Raw genomic sequence first — 19,906 nt, forward strand, 5'->3', positions numbered from 1 at the left:
GTGGTGAACGCCAGGTATCTCAACCTGCGACAAGTTGTGTCTTCAATCGTGACCTGAGGCACAGGTAGCGTCCGGGAGGTGACCGCGGTCGATGAGCTGGTGGCCGAACAGGACGAGGAACGTCCGGCCCGGCGGCTGAGCCGGCGGTGGGACCTCGGTGTCGCGGTGGTGACCTTCGCCATCGCGATCCTGGTGCTGCGCCAGGTGTTCTTCCCGTTCAGCGCGGGCAGTCAGTTCTACCTGATCGTCTTCCTCGGGCTGACCCTGCCGCTGGTCTTCCTGGTCTACCGCCCTGCGCTGAAAAGGCGTACGGGCAGGGACGACCCGCATCCGGTGGACTGGGCGCTGTCCGCGCTGGCGCTGGCCACCGGGCTCTACCCGGTGGTCACCGGCTTCAACGGCTTCCTGGACCGGCAGGGCTCACTGTCCACAGTGGACGTCATCGCGGGCGCGGTGCTGCTGGTGCTGATCCTGGAGGCCACCCGGCGCACCACCGGCCTGGTGCTGCCCGCGGTCTGCCTGCTCTTCCTCGCGCACGCCTACTACGGCGGGTTCCTGCCGCCCGGCTGGCTGATCGCGCACTCCGGCATCGACTTCGGCCAGATCGTCAACGCGCTCTACAACGACGCCAGCGGCTTCTACGGCACCCCGCTGGACGTGGCCGCCACCTACATCGTGCTGTTCACCATCTACGGCGCGATGCTGGAGGCCTCCGGCGCGGGCAAGTTCTTCGTCGACATCAGCTTCGCCGCCTTCCGCAACTCGCCGACCGCGCCCGGCCGCACCACCGCGCTCTCCGGCTTCCTGCTCGGCACCGTCTCTGGCTCCGGCACCGCGACCACGGTCAGCCTCGGCGCGGTCACCTGGCCGATCCTGCGCAGGGCCGGGTACCCGAAGGAGAACGCGGGCGGGCTGCTGGCCGCCTCCGGGATCGGCGCGATCCTGTCCCCGCCGACGCTGGGCGCGGCCGCGTTCATCATCGCCGAGTACCTGCGGGTGCCCTACCTGGAAGTGCTGCTGTGGGCCTGCCTGCCCACGGTGCTCTACTACCTGGGCATCGTGCTCGCGGTGGAGGCCGACGCCCGCCGCTTCGGCGCCAAGGCGGTCGAGGTGGACTCGCCGAGCCCGTGGCGGCTGCTGCTCACCGGCGGCTACCACTTCGCCTCGCTGGGCATCATCGTGGTGTTCCTGGCGCTGGGCATCCCGGCCTTCTCCGCTGTGGTCTACGCCACCGGGCTGGCCGCGCTGTTCGCGCTGGCCCAGCGCGTTGTGTCCAAACAGGACGGTTGGTGGCGAGGCTGGCTGCTGGACATGTTCGGCGCGCTGTCCACCGGGGTGCGCTCGGCGCTGCCGGTGATCGCGGTCTGCGCGGCGGCCGGTGTGATCACCTCGACCATCACCAAGACCGGCCTCGGCCAGGAGCTGTCCGCCGGCCTGGTGTCGGCGGCCAGGTACTTCAGCGACAACACCACGGTGGTGCTGCTGCTGACCGTGCTCTTCGCCGCGGTCGCGGTCGGCGTGCTCGGCCTCGCGGTGCCGGTGACCGCCTCGTTCATCATCGCCTGGGTGGTGCTCGGCCCCGCGCTGGCCGAGCTCGGCGTCTCCGACCCGGCCCGCGCGATGTTCCTGTTCTACTACGCGGTGCTCTCCGAGGTGACCCCGCCGACCGCGCTGGCCTCGGTGGCCGCGGCCGCGATCACCGGCGGCTCGGTCATGCGCACCATGTGGCAGACCTGGAAGTACACCCTGCCCGCCTTCCTGGTGCCGATCGCGTTTGTGCTCACCGAGCACGGCACGGCCCTGCTGCTGCAACGGTCCTGGACCGAGGTGCTGTGGGTGTTCGGGGTCTCCGTGCTCGGCGTGGCCGCGCTCGCGGTGGGCACCGGCGGCTGGCTGTTCGGGCCCGCGCGCTGGCCGGAACGCGCGCTGTGCGTGCTGGCCGCGCTGTTCCTGCTCTACCTGCAACCGTGGACGATCACCGCGGGACTGGTGCTGCTCGCGGTGGCGGTGGTGCTGCACCTCGTGACGCGCAAACGCGAACCTGTGGGGACAACGTGAGGGAAACACCGATGCGATTAACCAAAGTCCTGGCCGCCGTCGCCGCGCTCAGCCTGCTCGCCGCGGGCTGTGGCGGCAAACAACGGGACACTCCGGCGAACCAGCCCGGCGCCGCGCCGTGCGAGACGAGCGAGGGCAGGGTCACCCTGGCCACCGGCAACGCGGGCGGCGTCTACTACGTGCTCGGTGGCGGCCTGGCCCAGCTGATCAGCGGCAACACCAAGCTCAAGGCCACCGCCGCGGAGACCGGCGCCTCGGTGCAGAACATCCAGCAGCTGGTCGCCGGGGACTACGACATCGCCTTCTCCCTGGCCGACACCGCCGCGGACGCGGTGGCCGGGCGGGACTCCTTCAACGGCAAGCCGCAGAAGGTGCAGGCGCTCACCCGGATCCACCTCAACTACGTGCACGTGGTGGTGCGCGCCGACGCCGGCATCAACTCCATCGCCGACATGCGCGGCAAGCGGATCTCCACCGGCTCGCCGCGCTCGGGCACCGAGGTGATCGCCAACCGGCTGCTGCAGGCCGCCGGGTTGAACCCGGACAGCGACGTGCAGGCCCAGCGGCTGGACCTGACCAAGACCGTGGACGGCATGAAGGACGGCACCATCGACGGCCTGGTGTGGGTCGGCGGCCTGCCCACCGCGCAGATCACCGACCTCACCACCACGCTCAAGGACCGGGCCAAGTTCGTCGACGTGACCGGACTGCTGAGCAAGCTCAAGCAGGTCAACAGCGTCTACGACCGGGCGAGCATCCCCGCGGCCACCTACCGCACCCCGGCCGAGGTGCCCACCCTGGTGATCCCGAACGTGCTGCTGGTGCGCGAGGACTTCCCGGCTGGCAACGCCTGCGCGATCACCAAGCTGATCTACGACAAGCGCGCCGACCTGGAGAAGGTGCACCCGGCCGCCAAGGACATCGACGTGCACAAGGCCACCGTGATCGACCCCATCCCGATGCACCCCGGCGCGTCGAAGGCCCTGGAGTCGCTGCGCTAGCTGATCGTCCCGGCAAGATGCGGGCGGCCGTCCTTGGCCGCCCGCAGGTCGAACTCCCAGCCTTCGCCGATCCGCGTGGTGCGGAAGGCGACCTTGCCCGGCAACAGGATCGGCAGCTTGAAGCTCACCTCCGCGGTGTAGGCATCCGGCAGCCTGCCCTCGAACGCGGCCAGGCAGCGGGCCTTGCTCCACATGCCGTGCGCGATGTGCCGGGGGAAGCCGAACAGCTTGGCGCTCAACGGGTACAGGTGGATCGGGTTGCTGTCGCCGGAGACCTTGGCGTACCGGCGGCCGATGTCCTTGGCCACCCGCCACACCCCGTTGGGCTCGGGCAGCTCCGGCGTCTCCGGCCGGGACTCCTTGCCACCACTGGACTTCTCCCGGCGCAGGTAGGTGCTGACCTCCCGCCAGGCGAGCTCGCCGTCCACCGAAGCCTCGCTGACCACCTCGAACTGGCGGCCCCGCTCGTGCTCGGCCAGGTTTTGCGACCACACCCGCAGGTCCAGTGGATCCCCGGCCCGCAACGGGCGCAGCTGCTCGATCCGGTTGCCGATGTGCACCAGCCCGACCAGCGGGAACGGGAACCCCGGCGCGGTCATCAGCTTGACCGCCATCGGGAAGGCCAGGATGTGCGGGTAGGTCGGCGGTAGCAGGTCGGTGAGCCCGAACCCGCACACCCGGTTGTACTGGGCCAGGTGCGCCAGGTCCACCGGCACTGCCCGCCGCAGGTACCCGGTGCCGGGGAGTTCCTTGCCGCTGCGGGAAAAACCGGTCAGCACGGCCTTGGGGTAGAGCAGCCCGAGACCGGGCGCGTGATCCAGCTCCTGAACCTCCACAGTGGACATCTCAGGCTCCGAGCAGGCTCTGGCCGCAGACCCGGACCACGTTCCCGGTCACCCCGGCCGACCCCGGACTGGCGAACCAGGCGATGGTCTCGGCCACGTCCACCGGCAGCCCGCCCTGGGCCAGGCTGTTCATCCGGCGACCGGCTTCCCTGGTGAACAACGGGATCGCGGAGGTCAGCCGGGTCTCGATGAAACCGGGCGCGACCGCGTTCACCGTGATGCCGCGCTCGCGCAGCGCCGGGGCCAGCGCCTGCACCACGCCGATCACGCCCGCCTTGGAGGTGGAGTAGTTGGTCTGGCCGAAGTTGCCCGCGATGCCGCTGATCGAGGACAGCCCGATCAGCCGCCCGCCGTCGTTGATCACGTTGTCCCGCAACAAAACCTCGTTGATCCGCTCCTGGGCGGAGAGGTTGACGTCGATCGCGGAGTCCCAGCGCGCGTCGTCCATCCGGCCCAGCGTCTTGTCCCTGGTGATGCCCGCGTTGTGCACGACAATGTCCACCCCGCCGTGCCGCTCGCGCAGGTGCTCGGCGAGCTTCGCAGGCGCGTCCGCGCTGGTGATGTCGAGCTGGATGGCGGTGCCGCGCACCCGGTTGGCCACCTTGGACAGGTCCTCGCCGGCGGCCGGGATGTCCAGGCACACCACGTGCGCGCCGTCCCGGCTGAGTACCTCGGCGATGGCCTCGCCGATCCCGCGTGCCGCGCCGGTGACCAGCGCGACCTTGCCCGCCAACGGTTTTTCCCAGTTCGCGGGCTCGGTCACCGGCGCGGTCCCGATCCGGACCACCTGCCCGGAGACGTAGGCCGAGCGGGCGGAGAGGAAGAACCGCAGGGTGGCGGCCAGGCCGTCCTCGGCGCCGGGGGCCACGTAGACCAGCTGCGCGGTGCCGCCGCGCTGCACCTCTTTGCCCGCCGCGCGGGTGAAGCCCTCCAGCGCGCGCTGGGCCACCGACTGCCGCGGCGAGTCCACCAGCTCCGGCTGGGTGCCCAGCACGATGACCCGGCCATTGCTGCCCAACTGGCGGATCACCGGGTGGAAGAAGCGGTACAGCTCGCCCAGGTCCTCGCTGCGCTCGATGCCGGTGGCGTCGAAGACCAGTGCGGCGTAGCGCTGCTCGGGGCCGGCCTCGGCCGCGCTGGTCAGCACGGTGGCCTCCACCGACTTCAGCACACCCAGCACCGCGTCGCCGAGCCGTCCCTTGGGCGCCGAGCCGAACAGCACCGGCCCGTCAACCACCGGCTGACCGGGCTCGTATCGGCGCAGGGGCGCGGGGTTGGGCAGGCCGAGTCGTTTGACGAGCATCCGGCCCACCGAGGACCGGGCCAGCTTCTGGTACCGATCGGTCATGTGACACTCCCTACTCGCCAGTAAGACTACTCGTCAGTAGGTTATCTTCGCTACGGTAGCAGCACCAAGCACTGCGGAGGAGGCGCGATGTCCGCGAGCACGCGACGGGTGGCGGTCCTGGGTGGCAACCGGATTCCCTTCGCCCGATCCAACGGTCCCTACGCCCAGGCATCCAACCAGGACATGCTCACCGCCGCGCTGGACGGGCTGGTCAGCCGGTTCGGCCTGCAGGGCGAGCGGCTCGGCGAGGTGGCCGCGGGCGCGGTGCTCAAGCACAGCCGCGACTTCAACCTGACCAGGGAGACCGTGCTGGGCAGCCAGCTGGCCCCGGAGACCCCGGCCTACGACGTGCAGCAGGCCTGCGGCACCGGCCTGGAAGCGGCCATCCTGGTGGCCAACAAGATCGCCCTCGGGCAGATCGAGGCGGGCATCGCCGGGGGTGTGGACACCACCAGCGACGCGCCGATCGGCGTCAACGAGGACCTCCGCCAGGTGCTGCTGGCCGCCAACCGGGCCAAGAGCCTCGGCGCGCGACTGCGGCTGCTGACCAGGCTGCGGCCCACGCACATCGTCCCGGACATCCCGCGCAACGGCGAACCGCGCACCGGTCTGTCCATGGGCGAGCACGCGGCGATCACCGCCAAGGAGTGGGAGATCAGCCGGGAGGCCCAGGACGAGCTGACCGTGGCCAGCCACCAGAACCTGGCCCGCGCCTACGAGTCCGGCTTCTTCGACGACCTGATCACCCCGTTCCAGGGCCTGGACCGGGACCAGAACCTGCGTCCGGACTCCAGCCTGGAGAAGCTGGCCAAGCTCAAGCCGGTGTTCGGCAAGGGCGAGGGCGCGACCATGACCGCGGCCAACTCCACCCCGCTCTCCGACGGCGCCAGCGCGGTGCTGCTGGCCAGCGAGGAGTGGGCGGCCGCGCACCGGCTGAGCCCGCTGGCCTACTTCGCGCACTGCGAGACCGCCGCGGTGGACTTCGTGCACGGCGGCGAGGGCCTGCTGATGGCCCCGGCCTACGCGGTGCCCAGGATGCTCGCCCGCGCCGGGCTCACCCTGCAGGACTTCGACTACTACGAGATCCATGAGGCCTTCGCCTCCCAGGTGCTGGCCACCCTCAAGGCCTGGACCGATCCCGGCTTCTGCAAGGAGAAGCTCGGCCTGGACGCCCCGCTCGGCGAGATCGACCGGACCAAGCTCAACGTCAACGGCTCCTCGCTGGCCGCCGGCCACCCGTTCGCCGCCACCGGCGGCCGGATCGTGGCCACCCTGGCCAAACTGCTGGCGCGCAAGGGATCCGGCCGCGGCCTGATCTCCATCTGCGCCGCCGGTGGCCAGGGCGTCACGGCGATCCTGGAGCGCTAGTCCAGCAGCGACCAGGTGGTGGTGCAGCGGGCGGTGACCGTGATCGGCTGCGGCTCCAGGTTCAGCGCCTGCACCGCCGAGCCGGCCTCCGCGGCCATCGCGTAGCCGCCGGCGCGGGCCATCGGCGCGTAGTGCGTGTCCTCGCCGTCGCTGATCCGCAGCAGCGGGCCAAGCCGCACGCCGAGCGCGCTCGCATAGCCCTCCGCGCGCCTGCGGGCGTCCGCGACCGCGAGCACCTGGGCCTCCTGGGTGGCCTCGGCCTGGTCGCGCAGCTCCCAGTCCGGGCCGTTCAACGCGGACGGCTCGGCCGCGACCAGCGCGGCCACCACCCGCTCCAGCGCGGCCCGGTCGGCCACCCGCAGCTGGTAGTGCTGTTCCGCGCTGGCGCCGACCTGGCGGTCGCCCTGCCAGTTCGGCTGCACGGACAGCCGCCGCGAGCGCACCTCGACGCCGTCCTGCTCCAGTAGTGGTTCGACCCCGGCCACCCGCTGCCCGAGCAGCGCGACCGCCTCGCTCCGATCGCTCGCGCTCGCGGTGAAGCTCACCCACAGCTGGGCGCGGTCCGCGGTCCGCTCGACTTCTCCGGTCCCCTTCGTCACAACTTCAGCCACACCGCCCAGCCAACTCCCCCTCGGCCGGACCCGCAACGCTTGCGACGTATATAACTCTCTAGCTTTTCCACTAGAAAGCGGTAGATCAGGGCAGACGGTAGTGCAACCGGCACACCGCCGCCTGGCTGCGGGCCCGCACCGCGCGGGCGATCCCGCCGCCCTGTCCGTTGAGCAGCAATCGGATCCACGCGCGCCGCGGCCGCAGCTCGCCGATCAGCACCACCACCTGCTGCTCCGGCATCCCGCGCACGTAGGCCGCGATGCTGGCGCCGAGCCCGCCCCGCGAGCGCTCCAGCAGCATCAGCGGCACGTCCGGGTGCCAGGCGGTCCAGTCCGCGGCCAGCGCCCGCTGCTGCTCCGGCGGCTGCCCGCCACCGCCCACGTGCACTGCGACCACCTTGTGCCCCAACGACAACGCGGTCGACAGGCAGTGCGAGGTGAGCACCGACAGCCCGGCCACCGGCACCACCACCAGCGTGCTGTGCGGCTTCGGCAGCTCCGGCAGCGAGCCAACACCGAGCTGCCGCCCGAGCACCGCGTACGCCCGGTGCACCCGGCGCAGCGCGAACACCAGCAGCGGCAGTACCAGCACCACCAGCCAGGCGCCCTCGGCGAACTTCACCACGGTCACCACCACCGCGGCCACCGCGCTCAGCACCGCGCCCACCAGGTTGAGCGCCAGCCGCCGGCCGCGTTCGCCCCGGGCCAGCCAGTGCCGCACCATCCCGGCCTGGCACAGCGCGAACCCGACGAACACGCCGATGGTGAACATCGGCACCAGCACGTCCAGCCGACCGCCGGAGCCGACGATCAGCGCGGCGGCCAGCCCGGCCAGCACCAGCACGCCGATCCGGTGCACCAGCCGGTCCGCGCGCAGCCCGAAGGCGTGCGGCAGGTAGTGGTCGGCGGCCAGCCGGGCGGCCAGCACCGGCAAGCCGCCGAAGGAGGTGTTGGCCGACAACGCGAGCAGCACCACCGTGGTGAACTGCACGACCAGGTAGACCGCGCCGTCCCCGACCGCGCCTTGCACCAGCAGCGACAGCACGGTCCGGCCCTCCACCGGCCGCAGGTCGAACAGCTCCACCAGCGCCGCCAGCCCGAGCAGCATCACCCCGAGCAGCAGCCCGAGCAGGGCCTGCGCGCGAGCGGCTCTTGCCGGACGCGGACTGCGGAAGGACGGGGTGGCGTTGGCGATGGCCTCGATCCCGGTCAGCGAGGCGCAGCCGTTGGCGAAGGCGGAGAGCACCAGCAGCACGCCGACCGCCGTGGTGGTCTGCGCCGGAGCCGGATCGGGCAGCGGGTTCAGCGGCGCCCCGCGCAGCAGGCCGATCGCGATCACCGCCAGCACCGCGAGCACGAACAGCGCGGTCGGCACGGCGAAGGCGCGGGCGCTCGCGGCCACCCCGCGCAGGTTCACCACGGTCACCAGCGTGAGCACGGCCAGGCACAGCTCGGTGGTCCAGGGCAGCAGCGCGGGCACCGCCGAGGTCAGCGCGGCCACACCGGCCGCGGTGGCCACCGCCGCGTTGAGCACGTAGTCCACGATCAGCGCGGCCGCCGCGACCAGGCCGGCGCGCTCACCGAGGTTGCGCCGGGCCACCGTGTACGCGCCGCCGCCGTCCGGGTAGGCGTGCACCACCTGCCGGTACGCGGCCACCAGCACCACCAGCAGCAGCACGATCGCGCCGGTCACCGGCAGTGTCCAGCCGATGCCCGCCGCTCCGGCCGCGGCCAGCGCGAGCACGATGGCCTGCGGGCCGTAGGAGACCGAGGCGAGCGCGTCCAGGCCGAGGGCGGCCACGCCGGTGGTGGCGGTCAGCCGGTGCCGGTTCTCACCGGTCCCGGCGCGAGTCAGGGTCAGCACAGGCGGCACTGTGCGGCCCGTCCCGTGGCGGCCAGGGCCCTGTTGACGCGATCCTGAGCCCGCCCGGTCCGATCTTGACGGCCCCGACACGCGGTCAGCGCTTTCTGCCGCACTATCGGAGATGACCTAGAAACGCCGATACGGTCCGATCGTGGACCCGGTGCGCAATCCCTTCGCCCCAGGGGCAGGCCAGCGGCCGCCCGAGCTCGCCGGACGGGACCGGGAGGTCGGCGCGTTCGAGGTGGTGCTCGAACGCATCGCCCGTGGCCGCCCGGAACGGAGCCTGGTGCTCACCGGGTTGCGCGGGGTGGGCAAGACCGTGCTGCTCGGCGAGCTGCGCTCGATGGCCATCCGGCGTGGCTGGGGCGCGGGCAAGATCGAGGCCCGCCCTGACTCCGGCCTGCGCCGCCCGCTCTCGGCCGCGCTGCACCGGGCCGTGCGCGACCTCGCGGTCCGGCACCGCGCGCCGGACCGGGTGGAGCACGTGCTCGGCGTGCTCAAGGCGTTCGCGCTGCGCGCCACCCCGGAGGGCGCGAAGCTGCGGGACCGGTGGCAGCCCGGCATCGACGTGCCGACGGTCACCGGCCGGGCCGACTCCGGCGACATCGAGATCGACCTGGTGGAGCTGTTCACCGACGTGGCCGAACTGGCCGCGGACGTGGGCACCGGGGTCGCGCTGCTCATCGACGAGATGCAGGACGTGCCGCCGGAGGACGTCTCGGCGCTGTGCGCGGCCTGCCACGAGCTGTCCCAGTCCGGCGCGCCGCTGGTGGTGGTCGGCGCGGGGCTGCCGCACCTGCCCGCGGTGCTCTCGGCCAGCAAGTCCTACTCCGAGCGGCTGTTCCGCTACGTCAAGATCGACCGGCTGGACCGGGCCGAGCACGACCGCGCGGTGACCGCCCCGATCGAGCGCGAGCAGGCGGGCATCGCACCGGCCGCGCTGGCCGCGTTGTTCGAGGCCAGCGGCGGCTACCCGTACTTCGTGCAGGCCTATGCCAAGGCCGCCTGGGACGCCGCGCCCGGCGATCCGATCACCGCTGAGGACGTCGCGGTGGCCGAGCCGGAGGCGGCGGGCGAGCTGGCGGTGGGCTTCTTCGGCTCCCGGTACGAGCGGGCCACCCCGGCCGAGCGGGAGTACCTGCACGGCATGGCGGTACTCAGCGAGGGCAGGGACGAGCCGGTCGGCACCGCGCACCTGGCCGAGCAGCTCGGCCGCAAGCCGTCCTCGCTGTCCCCGGCGCGTGACTCGCTGATCAAGAAGGGCTTGGTCTACTCCGCCGAACGGGGCCGGATCGCCTTCACCGTGCCGCACTTCGGCCGCTTCCTGCTGACCGCCGGTGACTAGGTGAACACCGGACGAATCACGGGTTACTTCCCGAGCTTCGCCGATGAATCGTCGGCGTGTGGCCCGACTCACCGGACAAACGGGTGCGTTTGAGGTTTTGGTGGTGCATACTTGAGGCACAGACAACGAGATGCTTACTAAGGGGATGCAACTCAGATGAACCTCGTCGCGAAGATCCGGTCCCGCCGTGCACAGGCCCGCACCCGGCGAGCCGTGAACCGCGCGATCGACGCCGCCGCCACTCCGGCCATGCGGCACGAACTGATGGCCATCGCTTCCGCTCAGGTGACCTCCCTCCGCTGAGCCTGGTCCGGCGCGGACGCCCTCCTCGATGGGCGAGCCCTCCCGTCGCCGAGACCCCACGGGGGAAGACGCACGGCCCCGACTTGCCTCCCGCCGGTCGGGGCCGTGTTGTTTTCCCAGCTAGACCGACATCGCTGAAGTGACCCACGTCACTTACCCGATCGGGTGTAACACCATTGGGTGGCGTAGCGATGTTCCAGATGACCCCGCGGTGCTGTCGGACCCCCGACCTGGCAGCACTGCGGGGTTTCCCATTTCCGGCTAACGGAGAACCAGCAGGTCAAGCCGGTCCACCACCGGCCCGCTGGCCCCAGCCGCGACCGCGGCGCGCAGCCGCGCCAAGCCTTCGGCATATTCCTCGTCGGTGAGCCCGCGCAGCAAGGTGTCCCCTTTCTGGTGAACCCGGCCAAGCACTGTCCCCAGATCGGGGGCACTTGTCTGGGGGACGGACTCCAGGCCCACCCGCTCGAACCCGGCCGCGCCCAGCTCCGCGCAGACCTCCTCAACGGTGGGGAACGCGGCCAGCGCCCGGATGCCCTCCGGGAAGAAGCGGAGCACGTTCAGCTCCAGCGGCCGTTCCCGGAAGATCCCCCTGATCAGCACCGGCGCGCCCGGCCGCAGCACCCGGCGCAGCTCGTGCCCGGCGGCCACCCGGTCCGGCACGTGGTGGATCACCGTGGACAGCCAGGCCCCGTCCAGCGAGCCGGGTTCCGCCGGGATGGCCAGCGCGTCGCCCGCACGCACCTCGACCAGCGGGTGCGCCGGGATGTGCGCCCGCATCGCCTCGGACGGCTCGACCGCGAGCACCCTGGCGCCGAACCAGTCGGCCAGCGCGGTGGCGAACAGCCCGGTGCCCGCGCCGAGGTCAAGCAGCGCCGAGTAGGGGGCCGGCCCCAGGTGCCGCTCGATCGCCGCCCGCCAGTGGGTCAGCCCGTCCCTGGGGATCTCCCTGGCCCGGCGGTAGGCGGCCGCGGTGCCGGCGTCGTAGTTGTTGAGCACAGCTCCCCCTGACTTTCTTCGGTGAACAGGCAACCGGATAGGTCGCGATCAACGTGTAGAAGTCACCAACCGTGGCAAGACCAGTTCGGGGAGACTCGCCATGCAGACCAAGTCCGCCCTAGCCACCCTCGCCCTCGCCGCGGGCGCCACGCTGCTCGCCGCACCGGCCGCCATGGCCCAGCCTGGCACCAACGCCTACACCGTGGACTTCGAAGCCGGGAAGACCTCATTCGGCGCGGGCAGCACCTTCCACCTGCCGGCCAGGGTCATGATCGGCACCGACTGCGCGCCGGAGAAGGCGAGCAAGGTCAAGATCAGCGGGATCGGGGAGATCCAGCTCAACGGGGGCAGCGCCGGGGTGGCGATGGGCGAGTTCACCATCGCCAAGGGAGCCAGGAGCGGCAAGCACACCATGACCTTCACCTGCGGCACGGTCGCCTACCGTGGCGAGTTCACCGTGCAGGCGCCCCCACCGCCGGTCACCTCCAAGCCGAGGCCCAGCAGCACCCCGGCCGTCCCGGTGAAGCCCAAGGGCGCGCCGGAAACCGGTGGCGGCGGCACGGACTCCGGTCTCGGCGGCGTGCTCGCGGGCGGCGGCGCGCTGCTGGCCGGTGCCGCACTCGGCGGCTGGGCGCTGCGCCGCCGGCGGGACGGCGCGCAGGGCTGATCACGCCCGGTCGGCACGGGGAGTCCGGAGTTCCGGGCTCCCCTTTTTTGTTGCGCGCCAACAGTGGCAGACGTCTGAGTCGAGCTGGGGTTGCCTGAAAAATCCGACCAGATTTTGGGCAACCGGTGGCGGCTCGCGGACGTGTAGGGGGCGAACACGGCGCGGGAGGCGCGGGTCAGTTCCAGACCATGACGATCAACCCGATTCCGTCGGTGAGCTACAGCCACACCGCGTCCGCGCGGTGCGGGGGGTGGGAAGGTCGTCCGGCCGGGGGTGGGCCGGGCGACCTTCCCGTTGGTACCGAAGAAAAAACCGCGGTCGCGCGCCGGTGTGGAGCAGCCGGCGCGCGACCGCGCCGACCTGTCCGCCCATGAACAGGCCGCCGAGAACCGAGCAGCACTGCCCCTGCGCCGCCCGGTCCCGCAGGAACGGCCACCGGTTCCGCACTCGCCGGCCACCACCCGGTCCGGCACCGCCCGAACCGACTGACCCCGTCCCACCGAGTACCCCGGCCCCGTCCGGACCCCGCCACGCCCGCGCCACCCAGCACAAGCGATCGTGGTGCCCGGACAGACCTGCCGTCCCTGTTCGTCCACTGCTTCAGCCTCGAAGACGAGCAAACCCCAGCCCCGGTTCACGCTGTGACCGGGGTCACGCCGGTCGTGGGGCAGCGGGCGGGGCCAGCCGGACCACCCGGTCCAGCACCGGGTCGTACCCGATCATCGGCAGCTCCGACCCCTCGAACGTCATCACCACCGCCTTGCCCAACAGCCGCCCGATATCGCGGAACACCCCGCACAACACCGCCAGCGGCTCCGGCCCCTGGAGCTCCTCAAGGTGCACGTCGAAGTCGATCGTGTCCGGGGCGGAGCACCGGAACATCAGCCACACCTCCGCCCCGGGACAGACCGCCAGCTCCGGCACCGACGCCCGGCTGACCATCACCTCCGCGCTCGGCACCTCCGCGGCCTGGTTGTCCTCGGTGTACGTGTGCGGCCAGCCCCGCGACCGGATCAGGTCCAGCACCGCCTGCCAGTCCGCCACGGTCGTCCCCCGGACCACCACATCCGGCAGGACCCCGTTGTCCACGTCGAACAGGTCCTCGACGTCCGCCCAGCGCAACTCGGTCACCCGGTCATAGTGCACCGTGTCCCACCTGGTGGGCCGGGGAACAGCGCGGCTCGGTCGCTGTGTTGAATCCCGGTGTGACCACTGCGAAGCGCCGTGCCCGCGTCCGCGCCCCCGAGCTGACCGGCCGTGGCTGGCTGAACACCGGCGGCAAGCAGATCCGGCTCGCGGACCTGCGCGGCAAGATCACGCTGCTGGACTTCTGGACCTTCTGCTGCATCAACTGCCTGCACGTGCTGGACGAGCTGCGGCCGCTGGAAGCGGAGTTCGCCGATGTGCTGGTCACCATCGGGGTGCACTCGCCGAAGTTCGCGCACGAGGCGGATCCGGCGGCGCTGGCCGCGGCGGTGGAGCGGTACGAGGTGCACCACCCGGTGCTGGACGATCCGGAGCTGGTGACCTGGCAGGCGTACGCGGTCAAGGCGTGGCCGACGCTGGTGCTGGTGGATCCCGAGGGTTACGTGGTGCACGTGGCCGCGGGGGAGGGGCATGCCGAGGCGCTGCGGCGGGTGCTGGCCGAGCTGGTCGCCGAGCACACGGCCAAGGGCACGCTGCACCGGGGAGACGGTCCGTACGTGCCGCCGGTGGCCGCGGAGACGGCGCTTCGCTTCCCTGCCAAGGCGATCGTGACGCCGGAGCGGACCTTGCTGGTGGCGGACTCGGCGCGGCATTCGCTGGCGGAGCTGGCCGCGGATGGCGAGACCTTGTTGCGGCGCATCGGTTCCGGGGTCCGGGGGCGGGCCGACGGGGTGGCGGGTGCGGCGAGTTTCTCTGAGCCTGCCGGGCTTTCGCTGTTGCCGCCGGAGGTGGCCGAGCGGGTCGGGTACGACGTCGTGGTGGCGGACACGGTCAACCACCTGTTGCGCGGGGTGCGGCTGAGCGACGGGTTCGTCTCCACCGTGGCCGGTACCGGCGAGCAGTGGCGGGACGGCGAAACCGACGGACCCGCAACGGAAATCGAGCTCACCAGTCCGTGGGACGTCGAATGGTGGGCGCCCGCTGGTGGCGTGGTGGTCGCGCTGGCCGGGAATCACACGATCGGGTTGTTCGATCCGGTGGCGGGCACAGTGTCGCGGTTCGCCGGGACCACGGTGGAGGGGTTGCGGGACGGGGAGGCCGCGCAGGCGTTCTTCGCGCAGCCCTCGGGACTGGCCGCGGATCCGGCGCGGGAACGGTTGTGGCTGGCCGATTCCGAGACCTCGGCGCTGCGCTACCTGGCCTATGAGGACGGCGTGCTCACCGTGCGCACCGTGATCGGCACCGGGCTGTTCGACTTCGGGCACCGGGACGGCCCGGCGGCCCAGGCCCTGTTGCAGCACCCGCTCGGCGTGGCCGTGCTGCCCGACGGCAGCATCGGCGTGGCCGACACCTACAACGGCGCGCTGCGGCGCTACCACCCGGAGTCCGGCGAGGTCAGCACCATCGCCACCGACCTGGCCGAGCCCTCGGGCGCGGTGGTGCTCGACGGTGAGGTGGTCGTGGTGTCCTCGGCCGCGCACCGGCTGGAGCGGCCGGTGCCGCCGGGGGTGGCGGCGAAGCTGGTCTCCGGTGCGGCGCAACAGGTTCGGCGGCCGCCGAGTGAGCTGGCCGCGGGTGCGGTGGAGCTGGCGGTGGTGTTCGTGCCGCCGCCGGGGCAGAAGCTGGACGAGCGGTACGGGCCGTCCACCCGGCTGGAGGTGACCGCCTCGCCGCCCGAGCTGCTGGTCGAGGGCGCGGGTGTCGGCACAGACCTGGTGCGCCGGTTGGTGATCGCCGCCGACGTGCCGTCGGGTGTACTGCACGTGGTCGCCCAGGCAGCCAGCTGTGACGAGGGTGTCGAGCACCCCGCCTGCCGCCTGACCAGGCAGGACTGGGGTGTTCCCGTTGTGGTCCAATCGGGTGCGCCCATCCGGCTGCCGCTCGTTATGGGCGGAATGGACGAATCCGGGATGTGATCTGGCGCACTCTATCCAGTTGTTTGCCTGCTCAACGTCGCGTTCTGGGGTAACGCACAGTCGGAGCCGCCCCACGTTGGCCTCGGCGGGGCAAGTAAACTCCGAAGGTGCCCGATGCCAAGCTCCAGATCCAGATGCTGCACGACCGCGTGATGGTGCGGATCGCGCAGGAGGGCGGGGAGCGACGCAGCAGTGGTGGGATCGTGATCCCGGCCACTGCCCAGATGGCCAAACGGCTGGTATGGGGCGAAGTTTTCGGGGTGGGGAACCACGTACGTACTGTCAAGGTGGGTGACAGGGTGCTCTTCAACCCCGAGGAGCAGTTCGAGGTCGAGGTACAGGGCCAGGCTTACCTGGTGATGCGCGAGCGGGATCTGCACGCCGTCGCCAGCGAGCAAGCCGAGCACGGCACGGGTTTGTACCTGTGACGCGTGCCCTCGACGTGACAGCCGGGTAGCTAGCCAGGCGCGTGCTCGCGCCCACGTCAGAAGGGGACACGGTGCCGGAGGAAGAGCAGCGGCCCGGCCCGCGGTCAGAGCAGACGACGGTGTTGTCCGCCCCGCAGCCGGTAGACGAACCCACGGCCGAGGACGGGACGCCCGCCAACGGGCTGGACCCGCACACCGAGCAACTCGCCGCGGGCGCTGACCAGCACACCCGCCCGATGACGACACCAGAGCCGGCGGCCGCCGACGAGCCGGAGCCCGAGGCCGAGGACAAGACGCCGAGTGCGGACCCGGCGCCGCACAGTGACGCCGAGCCGGCGAAGCAGTCCGACCCGGCTCCGCAGAGCGCGCCAGAGCCACCCGCGGCCGAGACCGCGGCGGAGGCCCCGAACCGGGGCAAGAACCCGCCGCCGCCCAACCCACCGGTACAGCCCGAGCCGCTCACCAGAGGACTGTTCGCGCCGATCCGGCCTGCCGAGGCGAGCCAGTCGTACCCGTCGGCCGCGGAGCTGACCTCGCCGAGGGGTCTGCCGCCGCAGCCACTGGGCGCGCCGCGCGGCACCGAGGCCCAGGGACCGGGGACACCGCCGAGAGGCGTGGAGCACCAGGGACAGGGCTTCCCGGCTCAGGGCCAGGGTGCCCCGGCCCGGGGTGCTGACGGCCAGGGTGCCCCGCCGCGCGGCTTCGAGGGCCAGGCAGCGCCGTCCCGCGGCCCGGAGGCACCCGCGCCGGGCATGCCGTCCCGCGGTCCGGAAGCGCAGGGACCGGGCACGCAGGCCCGTGGCCCGGAGGCGTACGGACCTGGCACGCCGCCCCGCGGCCAGGAAGCGCAGGGGCCTGGCACGCCGCCCCGTGGTTTTCCCGGCGAGGCCTCCGGCACCCCGCCGCGCGGCTTCCCGCGCCAGGGACCCGGCACGCCGCCCCGCGGCTTCCCGAACCAGGGCACCCCGCCCCGTGGTTTCCCGAGTCAGCCCGGCACCCCGCCGCCCGGGTTCGACGCGCTGAACCAGGGCACCGGCACGCCGCCGCGCGGTTTCGACAAGCTCGGTCAGGGCACGCCGCCGCGTGGCTTCGACAACCCCGCCCAGGGGCCCGGCACCCCGCCTCGGGGACAGGTCCGGCCGCAGGGGCGGAATGTCGACGCGCCGACGCAGGCCATTCCCGGGCGGTCCGCCGAGCAGCCGACGCGGCAGATCGAGCAGCCGACGCAGTCCATCCCCCGGCCGCTGGGCGCGGGGCGGCAGCCCGATCCGGAAGTCGACACCGTGCGGATTCCCAAGATCGGGGCCGCCACCTCCTTCCTGCCTGTGCCGGTGCGGGAGGAGGAGGCGACCGTGGTCGCCGCGCTGCCGCCGACGCCGCCCGGCGGGGACGGGGACGGGTTCTCCGACGGGGCCGACGACGAGCGCAAGAGCAAGCGCAAGCGGCGGACGATCATGGGTGTGGCGGCCGCGTTCGGGGTGTTCGGGCTGCTCTACGGGGTTGACCTGCTGTTGTCCCAGGGCAATGTGCCGCGTGGGGTGGCCGTGGCCGGGGTGGACGTCGGCGGGCTGGACCGGACCGCGGCCGAGGCCAAGCTGCGCCAGCAGATCGAGCCGCGGCTGACCAAGCCGGTGACCGTGCGGGCAGGCGATGTCGAGGCCAGCGTCAACCCGCAGGACGCCGGGCTGACCCTGGACTGGCCGGCCACCCTGGACCAGGCGGGCGCGCAGCCGCTCAACCCGCTCACCCGCCTGTCCTCCTTCTTCGGCACCAGGGACGTCGGCGTGGTCACCCGCGCCGACGGGCCCAAGCTGACCTCCGCCATGGAGGGCCTGCGCGGCAAGACCGACCGGGAGCCGGTCGAGGGCACGGTGCGCTTCCAGGGCGCCAAGCCGGTGCCGGTGGACCCGAAGGCCGGGCAGAAGCTGGACATCGAGAAGGCCAGTGCGGCCATGGTCGCCGACTGGGCCGACGGCAAGGTGGTCGAGCTTCCGGTCAGCGCCAGCCAGGTCAAGAGCACGCCGGACTCGGTGCGCAAGGCGCTGGAGGAGATCGCCAAGCCCGCGGTCTCCGGGCCCGTGGTGGTGCAGGGCGAGGGCAAGAACGCCAACCTCACCCCGGCCGCGATCGCCAGTGCGCTGAAGTTCGAGGTCGACGAGGGCGGCAACCTGACGCCCAAGCTGGACAGCGCCAAGGTGGCCGAGGCCGCCAAGCCGCAGCTGGCCTCCACCGAGAAGCCGGGCAAGGACGCCACCTTCGTCATCGAGGGCGGCAAGCCGGTGGTCAAGGAGTCCGTGGACGGCCGTGGCGTGGACTGGGAGAAGACCCTCACCGGGCTGCCAGAGGTGTTGCGCCGCACGGACAACCGCACCATCAAGGCCGAGTACGGCGACCAGCCGGCCAAGCTGACCACCGAGCAGGCCAACCAGCTGGGCGTCAAGGAGATGATCAGCCGGTTCGAGACCAAGGGCTTCGCCGCCGACTCCGGCCAGAACATCCGCCGGGCCGCCGAGCAGATCAACGGCGCGGTGGTCAAGCCGGGCGAGACCTTCAGCCTCAACGCCCGCACCGGACCGCGCAACGAGTCCACCGGCTACGTCGAGGCCGGCATCCTCGAGCACGGCCTGCCCGGCCGCGGCGTCGGCGGCGGGGTGTCCCAGATGGCCACCACGCTCTACAACGCCGCCTACTACGCGGGCATGGTCGACGTGGAGCACAAGGAGCACAGCAACTACATCAGCCGCTACCCGGCGGGCCGGGAGGCCACGGTCTTCCAGGGCCCCAGCGGCCAGAGCCTGATCGACGTGAAGTTCAAGAACGACACGAAGACCGGCATCTACATCCAGACCATCTGGACCAACGGCTCGATCGCCGTGCAGCTGTGGGGCACCAAGACCTACGAGGTGCAGGGCCAGGAAGGCCAGCGCACCAACGTCACCCAGCCCGCCACCCGGCACGTCACCGACAAGCCGGACTGCAAGCCCAGCGGCGGCCTCGAGGGCTTCACCATCACCGACACCCGCACCATAAAGGATCTGGCCAGTGGCAAGACCCGCACCGAGCGGCGCACGGTGACCTACAAGGCCCAGGACAAGATCGTCTGCGGGCCGCCGACGCCCTGACTAGGCCATATGGCCCGTTTCGCAGTTCTTCCGCGTGGACACCCGAGAGCAATGGTGTCCACGCGGAGTGCTGAACAGGGCAAGCGGTGGGTGGTGCGGCTCGGCCGGATTGGCGCGGTGTGCTTCGGGATCGTGCACCTCGTGGTGGCTTGGCTGGCCATCCAGGTCGCCGTCGGCGACAGCGCCGGTGAGGCGGACCAGAAGGGCGCGCTGGCCTCGGTGGCCGAGCAGCCGCTGGGCGGCGTGCTGCTGGTCGTGCTGGCCGCCGGGCTCGGCTTCTTCGCGGTGTGGCAGCTGCTGGTCGCGGTCAGCGGCCACGGACTGCGGGCCAGCAAACGGGTTTCGGCCGCCGCGCACGGGTTCGCCGGCGCGGTGCTGGCCGTGGTCTCGGTGCAGCTGCTGGTTGGATCCGGTGCCCAGCAAGGAGATCAGAGCCAGCAGGAGATCACCGGCTGGCTGATGTCCTTGCCTGCCGGGCCTTTCCTGGTCGGACTGCTCGCGCTGGTCGTGCTCGGCGTCGGTGTGGCGGCCGCGGTCAAGGGCATCCGCAAGTCCTTCACCGAGGAGCTCGACCTGGCCAAGCTGCCGCACGGCACCCAGCGGCTGACCGTGCGGCTCGGGCAGACCGGGTTCGTGGCCAAGGGCGTGGCCTACGGGGTGGTCGGCGTGCTGATCGGCCTGGCCGCGATCAACCACGACCCCAAGCAGGCAGGCGGCCTGGACGCCGCGCTGCGCACGCTGGCCGCCGCCGACTACGGCCCCTACCTGCTCGGCCTGGTCGCACTGGGTCTGGCCGCCTTCGGCGTGTACTGCTTCGCCGAGGCCCGCTGCCACCGCACCTGAGCCCGGACATGCAGCGGGGCCGCGAGGGAGTCCCGTCGCGGC

16 protein-coding genes are annotated in these 19,906 nt (G+C 71.8%); 10 read left to right on the forward strand and 6 right to left on the reverse strand.

The window, feature by feature from the left end:
- The first annotated feature begins 78 nt into the window (after window positions 1-78).
- A complete protein-coding gene (locus ACWDY5_RS10695; RefSeq protein ID WP_449722014.1) occupies window positions 79-2,058 on the forward strand; it encodes a TRAP transporter permease in 1,980 nt (659 codons plus the stop codon).
- 11 nt (window positions 2,059-2,069) lie between these two features.
- Window positions 2,070-3,059, forward strand: coding sequence for a TAXI family TRAP transporter solute-binding subunit (locus tag ACWDY5_RS10700; RefSeq protein ID WP_449722015.1), 990 nt, complete (start codon window positions 2,070-2,072; stop codon window positions 3,057-3,059).
- Here the strand turns inward: ACWDY5_RS10700 and ACWDY5_RS10705 are convergent.
- Together ACWDY5_RS10705 and ACWDY5_RS10710 are read right to left on the reverse strand one after the other, a co-directional pair.
- Complete coding sequence (locus tag ACWDY5_RS10705; RefSeq protein WP_449722079.1) at window positions 3,056-3,895, reverse strand: MaoC family dehydratase; 840 nt, start codon at window positions 3,893-3,895, stop codon at window positions 3,056-3,058. The two genes, ACWDY5_RS10700 and ACWDY5_RS10705, sit on opposite strands and share 4 nt — an antisense overlap.
- Before the next feature lie 10 nt (window positions 3,896-3,905).
- Window positions 3,906-5,252 carry a 3-oxoacyl-ACP reductase gene (locus tag ACWDY5_RS10710; RefSeq protein ID WP_449722016.1) on the reverse strand — a complete coding sequence of 449 codons (1,347 nt, stop codon included), beginning with the start codon at window positions 5,250-5,252 and terminating at the stop codon, window positions 3,906-3,908.
- 87 nt (window positions 5,253-5,339) lie between these two features.
- Here ACWDY5_RS10710 and ACWDY5_RS10715 point away from each other — a divergent pair, with 87 nt between their 5' ends.
- The gene (locus ACWDY5_RS10715; protein ID WP_449722017.1) at window positions 5,340-6,620 is read left to right on the forward strand and encodes an acetyl-CoA C-acetyltransferase; all 1,281 of its coding nucleotides are present in this window, start codon (window positions 5,340-5,342) and stop codon (window positions 6,618-6,620) included.
- Here ACWDY5_RS10715 and ACWDY5_RS10720 read toward each other — a convergent pair.
- The gene (locus ACWDY5_RS10720) at window positions 6,617-7,219 is read right to left on the reverse strand and encodes an SIMPL domain-containing protein (RefSeq protein WP_449722018.1); all 603 of its coding nucleotides are present in this window, start codon (window positions 7,217-7,219) and stop codon (window positions 6,617-6,619) included. The genes ACWDY5_RS10715 and ACWDY5_RS10720 overlap by 4 nt on opposite strands.
- 97 nt (window positions 7,220-7,316) lie before the next feature.
- Window positions 7,317-9,095 (reverse strand): APC family permease, encoded by a 1,779-nt coding sequence (locus tag ACWDY5_RS10725; protein ID WP_449722019.1) that lies wholly within the window; start codon window positions 9,093-9,095, stop codon window positions 7,317-7,319.
- 151 nt (window positions 9,096-9,246) lie between these two features.
- Here ACWDY5_RS10725 and ACWDY5_RS10730 point away from each other — a divergent pair, with 151 nt between their 5' ends.
- Window positions 9,247-10,440 carry an AAA family ATPase gene (locus ACWDY5_RS10730; RefSeq protein WP_449722020.1) on the forward strand — a complete coding sequence of 398 codons (1,194 nt, stop codon included), beginning with the start codon at window positions 9,247-9,249 and terminating at the stop codon, window positions 10,438-10,440.
- A gap of 156 nt (window positions 10,441-10,596) precedes the next feature.
- Window positions 10,597-10,743: a hypothetical protein gene (locus tag ACWDY5_RS10735; protein WP_252483729.1), complete on the forward strand. Its 147-nt coding sequence runs from the start codon at window positions 10,597-10,599 to the stop codon at window positions 10,741-10,743.
- Window positions 10,744-11,004: 261 nt separating this feature from the next.
- Here ACWDY5_RS10735 and ACWDY5_RS10740 read toward each other — a convergent pair whose 3' ends face one another.
- Complete coding sequence (locus tag ACWDY5_RS10740; RefSeq protein ID WP_449722021.1) at window positions 11,005-11,742, reverse strand: class I SAM-dependent methyltransferase; 738 nt, start codon at window positions 11,740-11,742, stop codon at window positions 11,005-11,007.
- A gap of 100 nt (window positions 11,743-11,842) precedes the next feature.
- Here ACWDY5_RS10740 and ACWDY5_RS10745 point away from each other — a divergent pair, with 100 nt between their 5' ends.
- Window positions 11,843-12,409, forward strand: a complete 567-nt coding sequence (locus ACWDY5_RS10745) for a hypothetical protein (protein ID WP_449722022.1) — start codon at window positions 11,843-11,845, stop codon at window positions 12,407-12,409.
- Between the two features lie 651 nt (window positions 12,410-13,060).
- Here ACWDY5_RS10745 and ACWDY5_RS10750 read toward each other — a convergent pair.
- A complete protein-coding gene (locus ACWDY5_RS10750) occupies window positions 13,061-13,540 on the reverse strand; it encodes a hypothetical protein (protein ID WP_449722023.1) in 480 nt (159 codons plus the stop codon).
- A 74-nt stretch (window positions 13,541-13,614) separates the two neighbouring features.
- On the opposite strand from ACWDY5_RS10750, the gene ACWDY5_RS10755 reads away from it, so the two are divergent.
- The 4 genes from ACWDY5_RS10755 (at window position 13,615) to ACWDY5_RS10770 (ending at window position 19,864) form a co-directional block, all read left to right on the forward strand.
- Window positions 13,615-15,471, forward strand: coding sequence for an NHL domain-containing thioredoxin family protein (locus tag ACWDY5_RS10755; RefSeq protein WP_449722024.1), 1,857 nt, complete (start codon window positions 13,615-13,617; stop codon window positions 15,469-15,471).
- Window positions 15,472-15,578: 107 nt separating this feature from the next.
- Entirely contained in the window at window positions 15,579-15,899 is a 321-nt protein-coding gene (locus ACWDY5_RS10760; protein WP_252483734.1) for a GroES family chaperonin, read from the forward strand.
- A 71-nt stretch (window positions 15,900-15,970) separates the two neighbouring features.
- Complete coding sequence (locus ACWDY5_RS10765; RefSeq protein ID WP_449722025.1) at window positions 15,971-19,021, forward strand: VanW family protein; 3,051 nt, start codon at window positions 15,971-15,973, stop codon at window positions 19,019-19,021.
- 51 nt (window positions 19,022-19,072) lie between these two features.
- On the forward strand, window positions 19,073-19,864 hold the full coding sequence (locus ACWDY5_RS10770; RefSeq protein ID WP_449722026.1) for a DUF1206 domain-containing protein: 792 nt from the start codon (window positions 19,073-19,075) through the stop codon (window positions 19,862-19,864).
- Window positions 19,865-19,906: the final 42 nt, after the last annotated feature.

The sequence above is a fragment of the Crossiella sp. NPDC003009 genome, from assembly GCF_053591555.1.